This is a genomic window from Maritimibacter sp. (genome assembly GCF_016774595.1).
Taxonomy (GTDB): domain Bacteria; phylum Pseudomonadota; class Alphaproteobacteria; order Rhodobacterales; family Rhodobacteraceae; genus Maritimibacter; species Maritimibacter alkaliphilus.
The window spans coordinates 1,218,498-1,235,723 of the sequence record NZ_JACBWT010000002.1; the positions used below are offsets into that span (position 1 = coordinate 1,218,498).

General features: G+C 63.7%; 18 protein-coding genes. 9 read left to right on the forward strand and 9 right to left on the reverse strand.

Annotation, left to right across the window (positions count from 1 at the left end):
* Positions 1-87 precede the first annotated feature (87 nt).
* The 3 genes from HOY44_RS17105 to HOY44_RS17115 all read left to right on the forward strand — a co-directional run bounded on the left by HOY44_RS17105 (position 88) and on the right by HOY44_RS17115 (position 2,862).
* Entirely contained in the window at positions 88-1,344 is a 1,257-nt protein-coding gene (locus HOY44_RS17105) for an MFS transporter (RefSeq protein ID WP_287436370.1), read from the forward strand.
* Positions 1,345-1,411: 67 nt separating this feature from the next.
* Positions 1,412-2,155: an alpha/beta fold hydrolase gene (locus HOY44_RS17110; RefSeq protein WP_287436372.1), complete on the forward strand. Its 744-nt coding sequence runs from the start codon at positions 1,412-1,414 to the stop codon at positions 2,153-2,155.
* Positions 2,152-2,862, forward strand: coding sequence for an alpha/beta fold hydrolase (locus HOY44_RS17115; RefSeq protein WP_008329639.1), 711 nt, complete (start codon positions 2,152-2,154; stop codon positions 2,860-2,862). The genes HOY44_RS17110 and HOY44_RS17115 overlap by 4 nt, the downstream gene beginning before the upstream one ends.
* A 61-nt stretch (positions 2,863-2,923) precedes the next feature.
* Here HOY44_RS17115 and phaZ read toward each other — a convergent pair whose 3' ends face one another.
* Positions 2,924-4,219: a polyhydroxyalkanoate depolymerase gene (gene phaZ / locus HOY44_RS17120; protein WP_008329638.1), complete on the reverse strand. Its 1,296-nt coding sequence runs from the start codon at positions 4,217-4,219 to the stop codon at positions 2,924-2,926.
* 109 nt (positions 4,220-4,328) lie between these two features.
* Between phaZ and HOY44_RS17125 the strand changes: the two genes are divergently transcribed.
* The 6 genes from HOY44_RS17125 to HOY44_RS17150 all read left to right on the forward strand — a co-directional run bounded on the left by HOY44_RS17125 (position 4,329) and on the right by HOY44_RS17150 (position 9,687).
* Positions 4,329-6,125, forward strand: a complete 1,797-nt coding sequence (locus HOY44_RS17125) for a class I poly(R)-hydroxyalkanoic acid synthase (RefSeq protein ID WP_287436375.1) — start codon at positions 4,329-4,331, stop codon at positions 6,123-6,125.
* 146 nt (positions 6,126-6,271) lie between these two features.
* The gene (locus tag HOY44_RS17130; RefSeq protein ID WP_008329636.1) at positions 6,272-6,715 is read left to right on the forward strand and encodes a phasin family protein; all 444 of its coding nucleotides are present in this window, start codon (positions 6,272-6,274) and stop codon (positions 6,713-6,715) included.
* 202 nt (positions 6,716-6,917) lie between these two features.
* The gene (gene phaR / locus HOY44_RS17135) at positions 6,918-7,478 is read left to right on the forward strand and encodes a polyhydroxyalkanoate synthesis repressor PhaR (protein WP_008329635.1); all 561 of its coding nucleotides are present in this window, start codon (positions 6,918-6,920) and stop codon (positions 7,476-7,478) included.
* A gap of 42 nt (positions 7,479-7,520) precedes the next feature.
* Positions 7,521-8,480: a LysR family transcriptional regulator gene (locus HOY44_RS17140; protein WP_138424120.1), complete on the forward strand. Its 960-nt coding sequence runs from the start codon at positions 7,521-7,523 to the stop codon at positions 8,478-8,480.
* Positions 8,477-9,013: a dihydrofolate reductase family protein gene (locus tag HOY44_RS17145; RefSeq protein WP_287436379.1), complete on the forward strand. Its 537-nt coding sequence runs from the start codon at positions 8,477-8,479 to the stop codon at positions 9,011-9,013. The genes HOY44_RS17140 and HOY44_RS17145 overlap by 4 nt, the downstream gene beginning before the upstream one ends.
* 254 nt (positions 9,014-9,267) lie before the next feature.
* Positions 9,268-9,687 (forward strand): PACE efflux transporter, encoded by a 420-nt coding sequence (locus HOY44_RS17150; protein WP_287436381.1) that lies wholly within the window; start codon positions 9,268-9,270, stop codon positions 9,685-9,687.
* Positions 9,688-9,743: 56 nt separating this feature from the next.
* Here the strand turns inward: HOY44_RS17150 and HOY44_RS17155 are convergent, their stop codons facing one another.
* The 8 genes from HOY44_RS17155 to HOY44_RS17190 form a co-directional block, all read right to left on the reverse strand.
* Entirely contained in the window at positions 9,744-10,967 is a 1,224-nt protein-coding gene (locus HOY44_RS17155) for a DegT/DnrJ/EryC1/StrS family aminotransferase (RefSeq protein WP_008329631.1), read from the reverse strand.
* A gap of 214 nt (positions 10,968-11,181) precedes the next feature.
* The gene (locus tag HOY44_RS17160) at positions 11,182-12,543 is read right to left on the reverse strand and encodes a glutamine synthetase family protein (protein ID WP_008329629.1); all 1,362 of its coding nucleotides are present in this window, start codon (positions 12,541-12,543) and stop codon (positions 11,182-11,184) included.
* Positions 12,543-13,220 (reverse strand): type 1 glutamine amidotransferase, encoded by a 678-nt coding sequence (locus HOY44_RS17165; RefSeq protein ID WP_287436386.1) that lies wholly within the window; start codon positions 13,218-13,220, stop codon positions 12,543-12,545. Before HOY44_RS17165 ends, HOY44_RS17160 begins: the two co-directional genes overlap by 1 nt.
* Before the next feature lie 163 nt (positions 13,221-13,383).
* Positions 13,384-14,190, reverse strand: a complete 807-nt coding sequence (locus tag HOY44_RS17170) for an ABC transporter permease (protein ID WP_287436389.1) — start codon at positions 14,188-14,190, stop codon at positions 13,384-13,386.
* Positions 14,187-15,071 (reverse strand): ABC transporter permease, encoded by an 885-nt coding sequence (locus tag HOY44_RS17175; RefSeq protein WP_287436391.1) that lies wholly within the window; start codon positions 15,069-15,071, stop codon positions 14,187-14,189. The genes HOY44_RS17170 and HOY44_RS17175 overlap by 4 nt, the downstream gene beginning before the upstream one ends.
* Positions 15,072-15,112: 41 nt before the next feature.
* Complete coding sequence (locus tag HOY44_RS17180; protein ID WP_287436393.1) at positions 15,113-15,844, reverse strand: transporter substrate-binding domain-containing protein; 732 nt, start codon at positions 15,842-15,844, stop codon at positions 15,113-15,115.
* Between the two features lie 20 nt (positions 15,845-15,864).
* The gene (locus HOY44_RS17185; protein WP_138424115.1) at positions 15,865-16,644 is read right to left on the reverse strand and encodes an ABC transporter ATP-binding protein; all 780 of its coding nucleotides are present in this window, start codon (positions 16,642-16,644) and stop codon (positions 15,865-15,867) included.
* 132 nt (positions 16,645-16,776) lie between these two features.
* Positions 16,777-17,211 (reverse strand): tellurite resistance TerB family protein, encoded by a 435-nt coding sequence (locus HOY44_RS17190; protein WP_287436395.1) that lies wholly within the window; start codon positions 17,209-17,211, stop codon positions 16,777-16,779.
* Positions 17,212-17,226 lie beyond the last annotated feature (15 nt).

The window sequence follows — 17,226 nt, forward strand, 5'->3', positions numbered from 1 at the left end:
TCGTGAAGGCGGTTTGACGCGCGGGGCAGGGCAAGTCAAGCCAGTGATCCGTCCGATAGCGAAGCGAGAGTAGCCAGGGGCGCGAAAATGACGAACGAAACCATCGGTGAAGCCGCCTTCGAAACGCTGGCGGGCACGCCCGAGACTCCGGCCGAGGCGCGCAACGGCATCCGCCACGTGGTGTCGCTGTCGCTGACCAAGCTGGCCGATGGTCTCATCAACCCCAAGCTGGTGTTGTCCTACCTGTTGAACGCGCTCGGCGCGCCCGCCGCGCTTGTCGCGGCACTCGTGCCGATCCGGGAAGCGGGCGCGCTTTTGCCGCAGGTTTTCCTCGCGCATCGGCTGGAGAGGATGAAGATGCGGCGCTGGATGTGGGTCGCTGGTAGCGTTGGGCAGGGGATCTCGGCGGCCCTGATCGCGCTTGCCGCCCTGACGCTCGAAGGGGCGGCGGCGGGCTGGGCCTTTGTCGGCGGGATTACAATGCTGGCGCTGTCGCGGGCGGCCGCGTCGGTCAGCTACAAGGACATTCTGGGCAAGACGGTGGGCAAACGCCGCCGCGGCTCGGTGACGGGCTTCGCGGGTTCGGTCGCTTCGGCGGGGGTGTTCGTCTTTGCGCTGTTGCTCGTCTCCGGCTGGCTCGAAGGGACCGTGGCGCTGGCCGCAGCGGTCGGGGTGGCGGCGCTTCTCTGGGTTGCGGCCGCCGCGCTCTTTTCGACGCTGGAAGAGGAGCCGTCCGAGACCGGGCAGGGGGGCGCGGCCCTGCGCCCGTGGAAACTCCTGCGCGAAGACGCCACGTTCGCCCGCTTCGTGGCGGCGCGGGGGTTCCTGACGGCCACCGCGCTTGCCCCGCCATACCTCGTGATCCTATCGGGCGACGGCGAAGGCGGATTGGGCACGCTGGGCGCGCTCGTCATCGCGTCCGCCGCCGCTTCGTTCCTGTCGTCTTATGCCTGGGGGCGGTTCGCGGACCATTCCTCGCGTCAGGTGCTGATCGTGGCCGGCGTCGTGGGTGCCCTTGCCATGGCCGCCGCCATCGGCGCGTCGCTCACCGGGCTTGCGGCGACCGTCTGGGCCATGCCGGCCGTGCTCTTCGTTCTGATGATCGCCCATCACGGCGTGCGTCAGGGCCGCTCGACCTACCTCGTCGACATCGCGACCGACGAGAACCGCGCCGCCTATGCCGCAACGGCAAATACGCTGATCGGCGGTCTCCTGCTGATCTCCGGCGCGATCGGCGGAGCCCTGTCTTTTCTGGGCCCGATGGCCGCTCTGGGCGGTTTCGCGGTCATGGCGCTGATCGGGTCCGGGGTGGCGCTTGGGCTGAAGGAAGCCGAGGGCGCCTAACCCCCTTTCAAACCCCGTCGCGGTATTGCAGGATCGCGCAAAAGGCAGGGACAAAGGGGCAAATCGCGTGAGCGAGCCAAGCTATCACGAAACCGCCGACGGGCGGCAGATCGCGTATCACAAGACGGAAGGAAAAGGGCCGGGGGTCATCTTTCTGGGCGGGTTCAAATCCGACATGGAAGGCACCAAGGCCATCGCGCTGGAAGACTGGGCCAAGGCGCAGGGGCGTGCCTTTCTGCGCTTCGACTACTCGGGCCATGGCCAGTCGTCGGGCGAGTTCACCGACGGCTGCATCGGCGACTGGGCGGCGGATGCGCGTTCGGTAATCGAGGCCGTGACCGAAGGCCCGCAGGTCTTCGTCGGCTCGTCCATGGGCGGCTGGATCGCCGCGATCCTGAGCCGCGAGATACGCGAACGCTTCGCGGGGTTCGTCGGCATAGCGGCGGCACCGGATTTCACCGAAGACAGCATGTGGCGCGACTTCTCGGATTTCGAGCGCGCCAAGCTGAACCGTGACGGTCTGGTGCTTCTGCCATCCGACTACGGCGACCCGTATCCGATCACCAAGAAACTCATCACCGACGGGCGCGATCAGCTTGTCCTGCGCCGTCCGCTGCCGATGAAATTCCCCGTGCGCCTGCTTCAGGGCACCGCGGATGCGGATGTCGAGCGTGACGTGGCCCTGAACCTCTTGGACCATATCGAGGGCGACGACGTGCGCCTGACCTTCGTCAAAGGGGCCGATCATCGGTTTTCCGACCCCGCCTGCCTCGGCTTGGTCAAGCGCATGGTGGAAGAGGTGCTCGCATGAAGGACGCGGTCCTTCTGGTGCCCGGCATGATGTGCGATTCACGGGTATTCGGGCCGCAGATCGAAGCCCTCTCACGCGATCACGCGGTCACCGTCGCGAACGTGTCCAAGGCGCATTCGATCCGCGAAATGGCCGCCGATGTGCTGTTTCAGGCCCCGCCGCGCTTTGCGCTGTGCGGGTTGTCGATGGGCGGCATCGTCGCGATGGAGATACTGCGCCGCGTGCCGGAGCGCGTCACGCGCCTGTGCCTGATCTCGACCACGCCGCTGACCGAGACGCCGGAGCAGGCGGTCTGGCGCGAGCCGCAGATCGTCAAGGCGCAGGCGGGCAAGCTCGAGGACGCGATGAACGAGGCGCTGTCGCCCGACAATTTCGCGCCCGGTCCCAACAAGGCCAAGACCGTCGAACTGGTGCACGACATGGCCCGCAAGCTGGGCCCGGACACCTTCGTGCGCCAGTCGCGCGCGTTGCAGCGGCGGCCCGACGGTCAGAAAACGCTGCGCACCTTGCGGGCGCCGTCGCTGGTGCTGTGCGGTGAGCATGACAAGATCACCCCGCCCAAACGGCACACGTTCATGGCGGAACTGATCCCCTATGCCGAGCTTGCCATCATCGACGACGCGGGTCACCTGCCCACGCTGGAGACGCCCGAGAAAACCAACATGGCGCTGGAAGCCTGGCTCGACCTGCCGATGACGCTCCGCTGATCCGGCCAAAGAAAAAGCGGCGCCGAAGCGCCGCTTTTCGTCAATATTGATCGGAGAAGGGTCAGACCGCCTTCAGCGCCGGCTTGGTTTTCGCGGCCTTTTTCTTGCTGGCCTGAGCGGCGTGTTCGCCCGCGTGCTGATCCATGAAATTCAGCACGAAGGGGCGGATGTTGTTGCGCCACGACTTGCCCGCGAAGATGCCGTAGTGACCCGCGCCGTCTTCGAGGTGATGGTTCTTCTTCTCGTCGGGCAGGCCCGTGCACAGGTCCAGCGCGGCAAGGCACTGGCCCGGCGCCGAGATGTCGTCCTTGGACCCTTCCACGGTCATCACGGCCACGTCGGTGATCTTGCCGATATCGACCTTGCGCCCGGCGACCACGAATTCGTTCTTCGCGATCTCGCGCTCCTTGAAGATGCGCTCGACGGTGGTGAGGTAGAATTCGGCGGTCATGTCCATGACGGCGAGGTATTCGTCGTAGAACTTGTTGTGCTTGTCATGGTCGCCCGCTTCGCCGCGCGCCACGGCCATGATCTGATCGGAAAACGCCTTGGCGTGCTTCTCCGCGTTCATGGTCATGAAGGAGGTGAGTTGCAGCAGACCCGGATAGACCGACCGGCCGACGCCCGCGTATTTGAAGCCGACGCGCTGGATCGCGGTCTTTTCCAGATAGCCCATCGTCACGCGGTCGCCGAAGTCGGTTACGTCCGTCGCCGCCGCGTCCGGGTCGATCGGGCCGCCGATCAGGGTCAGCGTCTGCGGCTGCGCCTCGGGGTCGATGTCGGCGAGATAGGCGGTCGCGGCCAGCACGAGCGGGGCAGGCTGGCACACGGCGACCACGTTGGTGTCGGGGCCGAGCTCTTTCATGAAATCGACAACATACAGGGTATAGTCTTCGATATCGAACTTGCCCTTGGACACCGGGATGTCGCGCGCATTATGCCAGTCGGTGATGTAGACCTCGGCATCCGGGAGGAGCGAGGCGACGGTCGAACGCAGAAGCGTGGCGTAGTGGCCCGACATCGGCGCGACGATCAGGATCTTGCGTTCCTTGGTCTTGCGCCCGGCGACCTCGAAATGGATCAGGTCGCCGAAGGGACGTTCGATCACCTTCTTCACGTTCACCACATGGTCGCGGCCATCGGCGCCGACCACGGTGTAGATGCCCCAGTCCGGTTTCGCGACCATCCGGGCAAAGCTGCGTTCGGTCACCTCACCCCAGGCCGAGAGCATCTTGAACATCGGATTGGGCGCGAGAGCGAACATCGGGTATTCCCCGATCGCCTGGGCGGTGGCCCCGAGCCATTGGTTCGTGTTCCGAACCGTTTCCATCAAATCGTACGTGGCAAGGTAACGCATGGTAACCCTTTCGGTTGCCCCAGCAGCCCTTCCTCAGTTAGGTTCGACAACCGGAGGACACACAGCATGATGCTGCATGTGCGAAATAACATAAGGCGGAATATTTCGCATGACAACGAATGAAGTCAACCCGAACGAAAGTAGCGAGAAACTGAAAGAGAACCTCGAACGGATCGAGGAACTCACGGAACGTTTCGCCGCTGCGGTTGCGAAGAAGCAGGCGATTCGTCCTGCGCTTCAGGGGCCGGGGCAGGACTATTACACCAAGTCGTTGGGTGCCTACTGGACCGAGATGATGAAGCACCCCGGCAAGGTGCTTGAGGATCAGGTGGAATACTGGGGCAAGACGCTGAAACACGCGGTCGATGCGCAGCAGGCCCTGATCGCGAACGAGGGCGTGCCGGAAGATCCGACGCCCAAAGACCCGCGCTTCCGCAATCCGCTGTGGGACACGCACCCCTATTTCAACTATCTCAAGCAGCAGTATCTCATCACATCCGAGGCGATGCAGGACGCGGTGGAGGGGCTCGAAGGGCTCGACCCGCAGGACCGCAAGCGCGTGACCTATTTCACGCAGCAGATGGTCGACATGATGTCGCCGACCAATTTCCTCGCCACCAACCCCGACGCGCTGGAAAAGGCCATCGAGACCGAGGGGCAGTCGCTGATCGACGGGCTCGAGAACATGATCCGCGACCTCGAACGAAACGATGGCGAGCTTGTGGTGACGCTGTCGGACCCCGATGCCTTTAAGGTGGGCGAGAACCTTGGCACCGCCGAGGGTCAGGTGATCTACCGCAACCGCATGATCGAGCTGATCCAGTACAAGGCGAAGACCGACAAGGTCTATGAACGTCCGCTCATCATCTTCCCGCCCTGGATCAACAAGTTCTACATCCTCGACCTCAAGCCCGAGAACAGCCTGATCCGCTGGATCGTCGAACAGGGCTTCACGCTTTACGTCGTGTCCTGGGTGAACCCGGATACGAGCTATGCCGACGTCGGGATGGAGGATTACGTCGAAGACGGCTACTTCGCCGCGATCGACGAGGTGCGCGCCATCACCGGGCAGGACAAGGTGAATGTCGTCGGCTACTGCATCGCCGGCACGACGCTCGCCATCACGCTGTCGCTGATGAAGAAGCGCAAGGAAGACAAGATCAACTCCGCCACCTTCTTTACCGCGCTCACCGATTTCTCGGATCAGGGCGAAGTGGGCGTGTTCCTCGACAACGATTTCGTGGACGGGATCGAAGAGGAGGTGACGGACAAGGGCGTGCTGCCTTCGCTTTATATGTCGCGCACCTTCAGCTACCTGCGCTCGAACGATCTGATCTACGGCCCCGCGATCAAATCCTACATGATGGGCAACGCGCCGCCCGCTTTCGACCTGCTCTACTGGAACGGCGACTCCACCAACCTGCCGGGCCGGATGGCGGTCGAATACCTGCGCGGGCTGTGTCAGGACGACAAGTTCGCGGGGGAGGGGAAGGGGTTCCCGATCCTCGGCACCCGCACCCGGATCGAGGATGTCGAGGTGCCGCTCTGCGCCATCGCCTGCGAGACCGATCACATCGCCGCTTGGAAAAGCTCCTACCGGGGGATGCGCAAGATGGGGTCCGAGGACAAGACCTTCATCCTGACGGAATCCGGGCATATCGCGGGCATCGTGAACCCGCCGTCGAAAAAGAAATACGGCCACTACACGAACGAGGACTGGCCGGAGAACCCCGAAGACTGGCAGGCCGGGGCGGACAAGCACGAAGGCAGCTGGTGGGGCCGGTGGGGCAAGTGGCTCGCCAAGCGGTCCGGCAAGAAGATTCCGGCGCGCGAGATCGGTGATTCCGAGCATCCTGCCCTAGCGGAAGCTCCGGGAACATACGTCATCGGCTGTCCAAAGGTCTGATTTCCCAAGGTTTTGAATTTCCGGCAGAGATTTTTTGCTGCACCGCAGAAAAAGGGTTGATTTTCTGCGATGCAGCATGCATATTCTTTGCACACGCAGAAATTCACCCCCGGGGCGGTTCCGGGGAAGACCTTAGGAGATACGACATGGCTAAAGCCACCACCGACTACACCAAGATGTTCAGCGACATGATGGGCTCGTTCCCGATGGACATGTCGGCTTACGAAGGCGCGATGAAGTCGTCCGCCGCTCTGACCGAGAAAATGGCGAAGCTGACCCTCGACGCCGCCGACAAGTCGACCGAAATCTCGACCGCCTGGACGAAATCGACCCTCGCCAAGATGGGCGACCTGTCGACCGCCAAAGCGGACCCGGCCGACTACACCAAAGCCATGACCGACTTCGCTTCGGCTCAGGCTGAATCGGCTGCCGAGCACATGTCGGCCTTCGCCGAAGTCGCGAAAAAAGTTCAGATGGACACCGTCGAGCTGATGCTCGCCGCCGGCAAGGACATGGGCGAAGAAGCCCAGGCCGCCGTCAAGAAGGCCACCGACGAGGTGACCAAGGCGACGAAAGCCGCCTCGAAGTAAGGAATTCTTGGTCGGCCACCTCCTCCCTGCCGACAAGATCATCCTGGCGGGCCCATTCGGCCCGCCTTTTTTGTTGGGGAATGCGAAAGTGCCGTCGCGCCCACCGCCCAAGTGAACAGTGCTTGCTTTTGGTTTCTGCACTGGCGTAGTCTTTTTTCTGCACCGCCAAAGTGCCTGAATACTGAACCGTTGGGAGGACTACGTGGCCGAAACCAAGGATCCGCTCCTCATCAAGCGTTACGCAAGCCGCCGTCTCTATAACACCGAGACGTCCGATTACGTTACGCTCGAAGATATCGCAGGCTTCATCTCGGAAGGCCGCGAAGTGCAGATTGTCGATCTGAAATCCGGCGACGACCTGACCCGACAATATCTCCTTCAAATCATTGCGGAACATGAGAGCCGGGGCGAAAGCGTCCTGCCGGTCGACGTTCTGACCGATCTCGTGCGCAGCTACACGACGCAGGCGCAGAGCATGGTGCCGCAGTTTCTGGCCGCCAGCTTCGAGATGCTCAAGGACAGCCAGTCCAAGATGATGGAGAACATGTCCGCGATCCCGAACCCGATGGCGCAGGTGCCGGGGTTCGACGCTTTGCAGGCGCAGCAGCAGGCGTTCATGAAAGCCATGATGGCGAACTGGCCCGGCGCCGCTTCCGGCCCGTCCGACGACGACGCCGCGACGGATGGCGACAGCAAGGGCGAGGAACTCGACGAGATCAAGAAACAACTCGCCGCCCTCCAGAAGAAGCTTTCCGGCATGTAAGCAAAGGCCCGGTCCGCCGGGCGCCAACATACGGGGCCGAACGTGGTCGAAACCGCCGGACGCATCACCCTTTGGGGGGTCGAAGTCTTTGCCGCCATCGCGGATGAGCGGTCGATTTCGGCGGCGGCCCGACGGCTGGGGGCCAGCCCGTCGAGCGTCAGCCAGCAGTTGACCAATCTGGAAACCGCCGTGGGCACGGCGCTGATCGACCGATCGGCGCGCCCGCTGATCTGCACCCCGGCAGGCGAGCTTTTCCGCCGCCGCGCCCTGACCATCATCAACGAAGCCGAACAGGCCAAGGCCGAGCTTGCGGCAGCCGACATGACCCGGCTCACGCGGTTCCGGCTGGGCATGATCGAGGATTTCGACGCCGACGTGACGCCCGCGCTGCTGTCGGACCTGTCGAAAGCCTGGCCGCGCACACAGTTCCTGCTTGAAACCGGGGCGTCGCACCGGCTCATGGACCAGCTTGAGGCGCGCGCGCTGGACGTTGTGGTGACCGCCGAGATGGGCGATCTGGCCGACGGGCACGAGATGCACCCGCTGATCGAGGAACCCTTCGTCGCCGCCGTTCCCAAGGGCAAGGTGCAGGGCGACGTGCTCGACGCGCTGCGCACCATGCCGATGGTGCAGTATTCCTCGCGTCACTTCATGGGGCGTCAGATCGCATCGCAGCTTGCCACGCAGGATTTGCGGGTCAATCACCGCTTCGAACTCGACAGCTATCACGCGATCCTGTCGATGGTCGCCGCGGGCGCGGGCTGGACGATCCTGACCCCGCTGGGGGTGCTGCGCGCCAAGCGGTTCGTGTCCGAGGTGGACATCGTCGAACTGCCGTTCCCGTCGTTTTCCCGGCGGATCACCCTGACGGCCCGGCGCGGCGGGCTGGGCGACCTGCCGGGCGATGTCGCGACACGGCTGAAGTCGCACATGGCCGACATGATCCTGAAGCCGTTCCATGCCCGGCTGCCGTGGCTGAAAGACAGGATGAGGTTGCTGTGACCACCGGCCACGTGTTCATGGCGATGAGCCTGGACGGGTTCGTGGCGCGGCCGGATCACGCGATCGACTGGCTGATGAAACAGCCGGAGGATGACGGGGACGGGGGCTTTTTCGACTTCTTCGCATCCGTCGACGGGATGGTGATGGGGTCCGGCACCTTCCGCACGGTTCTTGGCTTCGACGAATGGGTCTATGGCGACAAGCCGATCCGGGTGATGAGCCACGCCCTGACGCGCGAGGACATTCCCGAGGCGCGGCGGTCCAGCGTCGAAGTCACGCGCCAAGACCCGCAGGCGCTGATGGAGATGGTCGAGATCGAGGGCTGGACGCGCGCCTATGTCGACGGCGGCGCGCTGGTCCACAGTTTCCTGCGCGCGGGCCTGATCGCGGACATGACGATCACCATCATCCCGATCCTTCTGGGGCAGGGCCGATCCCTGTTCGGCCCCCTCGAACGCGACATCGACCTGAAGCTCGAACATGCGGAAAAGACCAAGGCGGGGTTCCTGACGACCAGATACCGGGTGTTGTGAGGCCACTTCGGTCCCTGCGGGAACGAAAAAACGGCGTGCCTCGGGCAAATGCGTCGCCTCGCAGGGCGCGCGCTTTCGTGACCACCAGTTTGGGCGGCATGTGCCCCGGATGGTTGCCATCGGGCAACCCGTCACATCTCGCATATGGCGACAGGTTGAACGCGGGCACCCGGACATCCATCTCTCGGTCATCAGGACGACCTTCCCATCATGGATCAACACCGGGACGACCCGGAAAGCACACGGGGTTTCCCATGCGCTCGCCTCTCGATCGTCTTCGCCATGCCGTCACATTCGAACTTCTCGCGCTCGGCCTCGCCGTGCCCTTGGGCGCGGTCCTGTTTCACCTTCCCGTTCATGACATCGGTGTCGTGGGCGTGGTCAGCGCGACGCTCGCGACGCTGTGGAACCTGATCTACAACCTTGTGTTCGATCTGGTGCTGCGCTGGCGTCGTGGCACAACCGCGAAATCAATCGGACTTCGCGTGATCCATGCGGTGCTGTTCGAGGCGGGGTTGCTCGCCCTGCTGCTCCCCTTCATGGCGTGGTATCTGGGCCTCACGCTCGTCGAGGCGCTGGTCATGGATCTGGGGTTCGCGGCGTTCTATCTGGTTTACGCCTTCGCGTTCAACTGCGCTTACGACTGGCTGTTTCCGGTCCCACGACCCGTCTGACCGGCCAAACGAAAAGGCCGCCCCAAGGGCGGCCTTTTCCAGCGTTTTCGAACCGTTTACTGCGCCGCGACCGAGGCGCTTGCGGCCTCTTTCACATCCGCCGCCGCCGCGACCAGCGCATTGGCGATGAAGTCGAGTTCCGGCTTCTTGAGGCGGACGGGAAGACGGGTGTCACAGGCGCGCATCAGCATCTTCTTGGTGCCGGGCAGCGGACCCTGATCGCCGATGAATTCCCAGTTCCAGAAGGCGCGGGCGTTGTCGGTGTGCATCCCGAAGACCTGCACCGACACGCCGCGCACCTTGGCGGCATCCATGAAAGCGCGGGTTTCGTCGTCGGTCATGTCGACGAGGTTGAACTGGATCGAATCCGGCGCGCGGGTTTCGGCGGCCAGCGGGGCGGGCACGTCGATCCACGGGCTTTCGTTCAGCTTGGCGGCGACGTAGTCGTGGTTGCGAAGGCCGTCGGTCACCCGGCGTTCGAGCTCGGGGATCTGGGGCCGGATCACGGCGGCGGACAGATTGGACAGCCGCGTGTTGTAAAGCGGCAGCTTGTTCTGCCAGCGCCCGAAGGCCTCTTCCAGCTCGGTCGTGTTGTCGCCGTGCGGGCCTTTGTGCTTCTTCCAGTTATGCTCATAGGCACCGGACATGATGACCGCGCGGGCGATGATGTCGGCATCGTCGGTGATGAGGATGCCACCCTCGCCGGCGTTCAGCATCTTGTAGGACTGGAACGAGAAACAGCCGATCTTGCCGATCTTGCCGATCTTCTCGCCATGCCAGAGCGTGCCGAGGCTGTGGGCCGCATCCTCGACGACCGGAATGCCCTTGGCGTCGCACAGCGCCATGATCGCGTCCATGTCCGAGGTGTGGCCGCGCATGTGGCTGATGATGACCGCGCCCACGTCGTCGGTGAGCTTCGTCTCGAAGTCGTCCATGTTGACGCGGTAGTTGTCCATCACGTCCACGAGCACCGGAACGCAGTCGGCATGAACGACCGAGGAGGGCACAGCGGCGAAGGTGAAGGCCGGGATCAGAACCTTGGTGTCGCGCGGCAGGCCGAGCGCCTTGAGCGAAATGAAGAGCGCCGCCGAGCAGGAGGCCACGGCCAGCGCATACTTGGCCCCCATCATGTCGGCGAATTCACGCTCCAGCAAAGCCACCGGCGCGTCCTGAGGCGCTGTGTAGCGGAACAGGTCGCCCGATTGCAGCAGCCGATCGATCTCGGCGCGGGCAGCTTCGGGAATGGGTTCTGCGTCGTATACGTTGGGCCCCAGGGTCATACTCGTATCCTTTTCGGGTTTTCCGAAGGTGATATTCGGGAAAAGTGTAACACCCGCATGAAACCAAGCAAAGAAAAATGACGCGCACGGCGGGTCAGGATACCCTGCCCACCGTAAGTGCTTGCTCGCTATAGAGGATTTCATTGGCGCTGCACCGCCCACCGGGCCTGTGCCGGGCGGCTTTTCGCAGCGGCGCGAATCGCGGTGTCGTGCCTTACACGTTCAGGAGCAGATGCTCGCGTTCCCACGGGCTGATGACCGACAGGAATTCCTGATACTCCGTGCGTTTCACGATGGAATAAACGCGGGCGAATTCCGGTCCCAGCACCTCGTGCATCTCGGTCGCTTCCTCGAACAGGTCGAGCGCGGACCAGAGGTCATGGGGGATTTCCTCGTCCGCGTCATAGGCGTCGCCCCGGAACTGCGGCTCGGCCCGCACCTCGTTCATCATGCCGAGGTAGCCCGAGGCGAGCGAGGCGGCCATGGCGAGATAGGGGTTCGCATCCATACCGGTCAGGCGGTTCTCGACCCGGCGGGAGTCGGGGCCGGACAGCGGGATGCGGATGCCGGTGGTGCGGTTGTCGCGGCCCCAGGCCAGATTGATCGGCGCGGCGTTGTCGCGCACGTAGCGGCGGTAGCTGTTCACGTAAGGTGCCAGCACCGCGATGACCGAGGGCAGGTGGGTCTGAAGCCCGCCGATGAAGGTGAAGAACGCATCGGTGTCGCCGCCGTTGGGGCCTGCGAAGATGTTCTTTCCGGTGTCCGTTTCCACGACCGAGTGGTGGATGTGCATGGCCGAGCCCGGCTCGTCCGCGATGGGCTTGGCCATGAATGTGGCGAAACAGTCGTGGCGCAGCGCGGCCTCGCGGATCAGGCGTTTGAAATAGAACACCTCGTCGGCGAGCTTCACCGGATCGCCGTGGCGCAGGTTGATCTCCAACTGCCCCGCGCCGCCTTCCTGCGTAATCCCGTCGATCTCAAACCCCTGCGCCTCGGCAAAGTCGTAGATGTCGTCGATCACCGGGCCGAATTCGTCCACGGCGGTCATGGAATAGGCCTGACGCGCGGCGGCGGGGCGGCCCGAGCGGCCCATCATCGGCTCGATCTTCTTGGCGGGGTCGAGGTTGCGGGCGACGAGGAAGAACTCCATCTCCGGCGCGACCACGGGCGTCCAGCCCTGCGCCTTGTAAAGCTCCACCACCCGTTTCAGCACATTGCGCGGGGAATAGGGGATCGGCTCGCCGTTGCGGTCGAAGGCGTCGTGGATCACCTGAAGCGTCACGTCCGCCGTCCACGGTGCCGCCGTCGCGGTGGTCATGTCGGGCTTCAGGATCATGTCGCGTTCGATGAAGCCTTCGTCCCCGGCCGCCTCGCCCCAGTCGCCGGTGATGGTCTGGTAGAAAATCGAATCCGGCAGGTGGAAATAGTTCTGGCGCGCGAATTTGCCCGCCGGCACCGCCTTGCCCCGCGCGATGCCGGGCAGGTCGGCGATGATGCACTCCACCTCGTCCAGCCTGCGCCCGTCGAGATAGGCTTGCGCGGCCTCAGGCAGGCCCGTTGTCCAGTCGCTGGCCATCACTTGGCCCCTTTCTTGAGGAACGCGGCCATGCGGTCGGCCAGTTCGTCGTTGTCGGTGGGTTTCGCCACGTTCGCGCGGGCCTCGTCCACGAGGGCGGGTGGCACGGCGGCGGAGCGGTGTTCGATCAGCCCTTCGATCACGTCGGCGCGAAACTCGGGGTGGGGTTGAACGGTGAGGATGGACGAGCCGATGACCATGGCCGCGTTCTTGCAGAACTCGCTTTCCGCGATGACCTGCGCCCCTTCGGGCAGTTCGACCACCTGATCCTGATGCCAAGCGTTCAGGGCAAGCTCGGTGTCGCCGAAATCGTAGATCTGGCGCCCGACGGACCAGCCGCCGCGAAACTTCTCGACCTTGCCGCCAAGGGCCTGCGCGATGATCTGGTGGCCGAAGCAGATGCCCACCATCGGGCGGGATGACGCGGCGATGGCGCGGATCAGGTCTTCGAGCGGGGGAATCCAGTCGTGATCCTCATAGGCGCCGTGGCGCGAGCCGGTGATGAGCCAGCCGTCGCAGGTGTCCGGGCCCTCCGGGAACTCGCCATCGACGACGTTCCACGTGCGGAAGGTGAAGCCGTGGCCTGAGAAGAGCCGTTCGAACATGGCGGAATAGTCGCCCGTCTCGCCGATGAGCGCGTCCGGCATGTGGCCGGTTTGCAGGATGCCGATAAGCATGAAGCCTCGATTTGATCAAATCTCGCGGCGACCCTAGCCGAGGGGCGCGGGGGCGGCAAGCGGGGTGTTGTCTGTTTCGAATTGGGCTTGCGCCCAATCCGACCCATGTGGGGGGCCAGCCCCCCACACCCCCCGGGATATTTGAGACCGGAAAGAGACGCGCTCAGCGCACGAGCATGGGCCGCAGGCGCAGTTTCGGGCGGGTTTCCTGCGGCAGGTGCCGGGTCAGGCGGCGGTTGATCGCGCCGAAGATCGTGATGACCGTAAGGGTCAGCAGGATGAAGTAGAAGGCGAGGATCGGGTAGGGGACGAAGGGGTTGAAGGTCTTGTCCGCGAAATAGTTGGCGTAATAAAGCGCGTCGCCCCGCTGTTGCCAGGCCGGAAAGCCCGAGAAGAACACGAGCGCGGTGGCGTGAAACAGAAAGATCGCCTCGTTCGTGTAGGCGGGCCAAGCCAGGCGCAGCATGGTCGGAAAGGTGATCCGGCGGAAGCGTTTCCAGCCCATGATGCCGTAGGCGTCGGCGGCTTCGAGATCGCCCTTCGGGATGGCTTTGAGCGCGCCATAGAAGATTTCGCCGGCATAGGCCGAGGTGTTCAGGAACAGAACGATGGTGGCCCCGAAGGCCGCCGAGGTCAGCGGATCGAAGATCGGGGCGACCTGTTTCAGTGACAGGAAGGCGAAATAGGCGAAGAAGAACTGGATGAAGAGGGGCGAGCCGCGAAAGAGGAAGATGAACCACTCCGCCGGTTTTCTGATGAGCGGCGTCGCGGAGGATTTACCGAGCGCCACAGCGATCGACAGGAAGAACCCGAAGGCGAGCGCGAGGACGCCGAAGTAGATGTTCCAGATCATGCCGGAGCCGATCAGCGTGAACTGCTGGCAGAGCGTGAAGTCGGACCGGGGCAGGAGACGCTCACCGATCCCGATGGAGCGCAGGCCGTAGTCCATGACCGTGTCCCAGCAGCTCATGCGGCGGCCTTTCGCTGGGCTTCGCCCGCGGCGGTGGCCTGCCCATGGCTGAGGCGGGCCATCAGCTTGTCGAGCACGATTTCCGAGAGTTTCGTGAGCAGCAGATAGAACACGAGCAGTGCGCCGAAGTAATACATCCGCCAGTCGCCGTGCGGGTAGTCGGAGAAGCGCGCGGTCTTGGAGCCGCCGAGTTCGCGCGCCCAATAGACGATGTCTTCGACCCCCAGAAGGAACAGGAGCGGCGTGGCCTTGATGAGGATCATCCAGAGGTTCGACAGGCCCGGCAGGGCGTAGAGCCACATCTGCGGCACGAGAATGCGCCAGAAGGCCTGACGGTGGGAAAAGCCGTACGCCTCGGCGGTTTCCATCTGGGCGCGCGGGACCGAGCGCATGGCGCCGAACAGCACATTGGCCGCGAAGGCGCCGAAAACGATGGCGAAGGTCAGGACGGCGAGGGTGAAGCCGTAGCTTTCATGCACCCATTGCGGCGAGGTCGAGAGCGGCAGTTTGGCTTGCGCACAGACCACGAAATCGCTGCCCTGACGGATCGGCGCGTCCCAGTCGGGACATTTCACCTGATGGCGCAGCCACTCGAACGCCTGATCCAACGCGATGACGAAGAAGAGGAAAAAGGCGATGTCGGGCACGCCGCGCACAATCGAGGTGTAGCCCTTGCCGAACCAGCGCAGCGGCGCGATGGGCGAGCGGGCGGCCGAGGCACCGATGAAGCCGAAGGCCAGCGAGACGGGCGCGGTGATGACGAGAAGCAGCATCACCACCCCGAAGGACTGGTAGAACAGGATATGCTTGCCGCTGGTGAGGTAGCAGGCAAGCCACTGCAATTCTTGCAGGTTCTGGGGGTCTGCGCAGATCTCGAACATCGGTGGAGAGGAGCGGCCCGAAAGCCGCCCCCCGTGTCAGATCAGTACGGGCCTTCCATGCCGTCGAACCATTTGGCGATCAGTTCGTTGACGGTGCCGTCGGCCTTCAGTTCGGCGATTGCCGCGTTGAGCTTGTCTTTCAGCTCGGTGTCGCTTTCACGCACGCCAAGGCCGATGCCGCCGCCCAGCATCACGTCGTCGCCCGCGAACATCAGGTCGCTGTCTTCGGCCACGATGGGCTCGAGGAACGACTTGTCGGCGAGGACCGCGTCGGCTTCGCCGTTCTTCACGGCGGCGATGGTTTCGTCCGGGGTGGCGAATTCGACAAGCTGCGCGCCGTCCATCGAGGCGACGTGGCTGGCCTGAATCGTGCCGGTCTGGGCCGCGATCACGCCGGTGCCGTCGAAGGCGTCGGACATGGCGACGAAGGAGGACGGATCGGGCGGGAAGTAGGCCTCGGTAAAGTCGATGACCTCGTCACGTTCGTCGGTGATCGACATGCCGGCGATGATCGTGTCGTAGTTGCCCGACACGAGGTTCGGGATGATCGAATCCCACTCGTTCGTCACCCATTCGCAGGTCAGCCCGGCGGTTTCGCAGATCGCGTCGCCCAGTTCGCGCTCGAACCCGTCGACTTCGCCGTTGTCGTTGAGGAAGTTGAACGGAGGGTAGGCGCCTTCGGTGCCCATGCGCACGGTCATGGCGTGGCTTTCGGCCAGCGCGGTGCCCGCAGTCAGCGCGAGCGCGGCGGCGGTGAGGATCAGCTTTTTCATTTTTTGCTCCCTTGGTTGGTTCAGGCCGGAACGGTGGCGGAGAGGAACCCCTTCAGCCGTTCCGATTTGGGGTTGGAGAAGAGCTCTTCGGGTGGCCCTTCTTCCTCGATCTTTCCCTGATGGAGAAAGACCACATGATCGGCCACGTCTGCGGCCATGCGCATGTCGTGGGTCACGATTATCATGGTGCGGCCCTCGGCGGCGAGGGCCTTGATGACGCGCACCACCTCTTGCTCGAGCTCTGGGTCGAGGGCCGAGGTGGGTTCGTCGAACAAAAGCGCCTTGGGCTCCATGCACAAAGCGCGGGCGATGGCGGCGCGCTGTTGCTGGCCGCCGGACAACTGCGCCGGGTAGACATCGCATTTGTCGCCGATGCCGACCTTTTCGAGATAGGCGCGCGCGGCCTCTTCCACGTCCTTTTTCGGGCGGCCCAGAACGGTGACGGGGGCCTCCATGACGTTTTCCAGGATGGTCATATGGGACCACAGGTTGAACTGTTGGAACACCATCGACAGGTTGGTGCGAATGCGCGTCACCTGCGCCCGGTCGGCAGGGCGGCGGGCAAGGCCGGTTCCATGCCAGCGGATTGGTTCGCCTTCGAACAGGATCTCGCCCGACTGGCTGTCTTCCAGCAGGTTGCAGCACCGCAGAAGCGTGGATTTGCCCGAGCCGGACGACCCGATCATCGAGATCGCGTGCCCGCGCGGGGCGGACAGGCTGACACCTTTCAGGACCTCGAGTTCCCCGAAACTCTTGTGCAGGTCATGTATCTCTATGACGGGCGGTTCAGTGTGCGGCACAGCATTTGATCATATCGGTTTCGAGGCCCGAGTAGGGACGAAATCCCAATGTATTGCAACGATAGATTGCCCAATGCCCGGGCGGCTTTTGCCTGCCGTTGGGTCAGGTGGCGCGAAAACGGGCAGCGGACCTCAGCCCATCGCCTTTTGTCGCGCGATGTTCGAGTCGCGGTCGGACACGCCCAGGAACTTGGCGATGAGCCGCATAAGCGCGTCTTCTTCATCGGCCCGGTCGCCGTCCGCCAATACCACGCGCCAAGCGGCGGCGACCACGCTCGTGCGGTCTTCGTAGGGTACCGCATCCTTGATCGCCTCGGTGAAGCGGACGGTGTCGGGGGCCTGAGATTCCAGCTCCTGCGCCTGATACATCAGGTCCTGCGCCAGTTCGGAGGACAGGTCGTAACGGTCCGCCACGATGTCGCGGATCTGGTCCTTTTCGACATCGTCATATTGCCCGTCCGAGCGGGCGATCCGCACGAGCAGGGCGGTCAGCGCCACGCGGGCGTCTTCGGGCGGGAGCTCTTCGGGCGCGGAGCCGAAGAGGGAATTCATGAGTTTGTCGAACATAGCTTTCCACTTAGG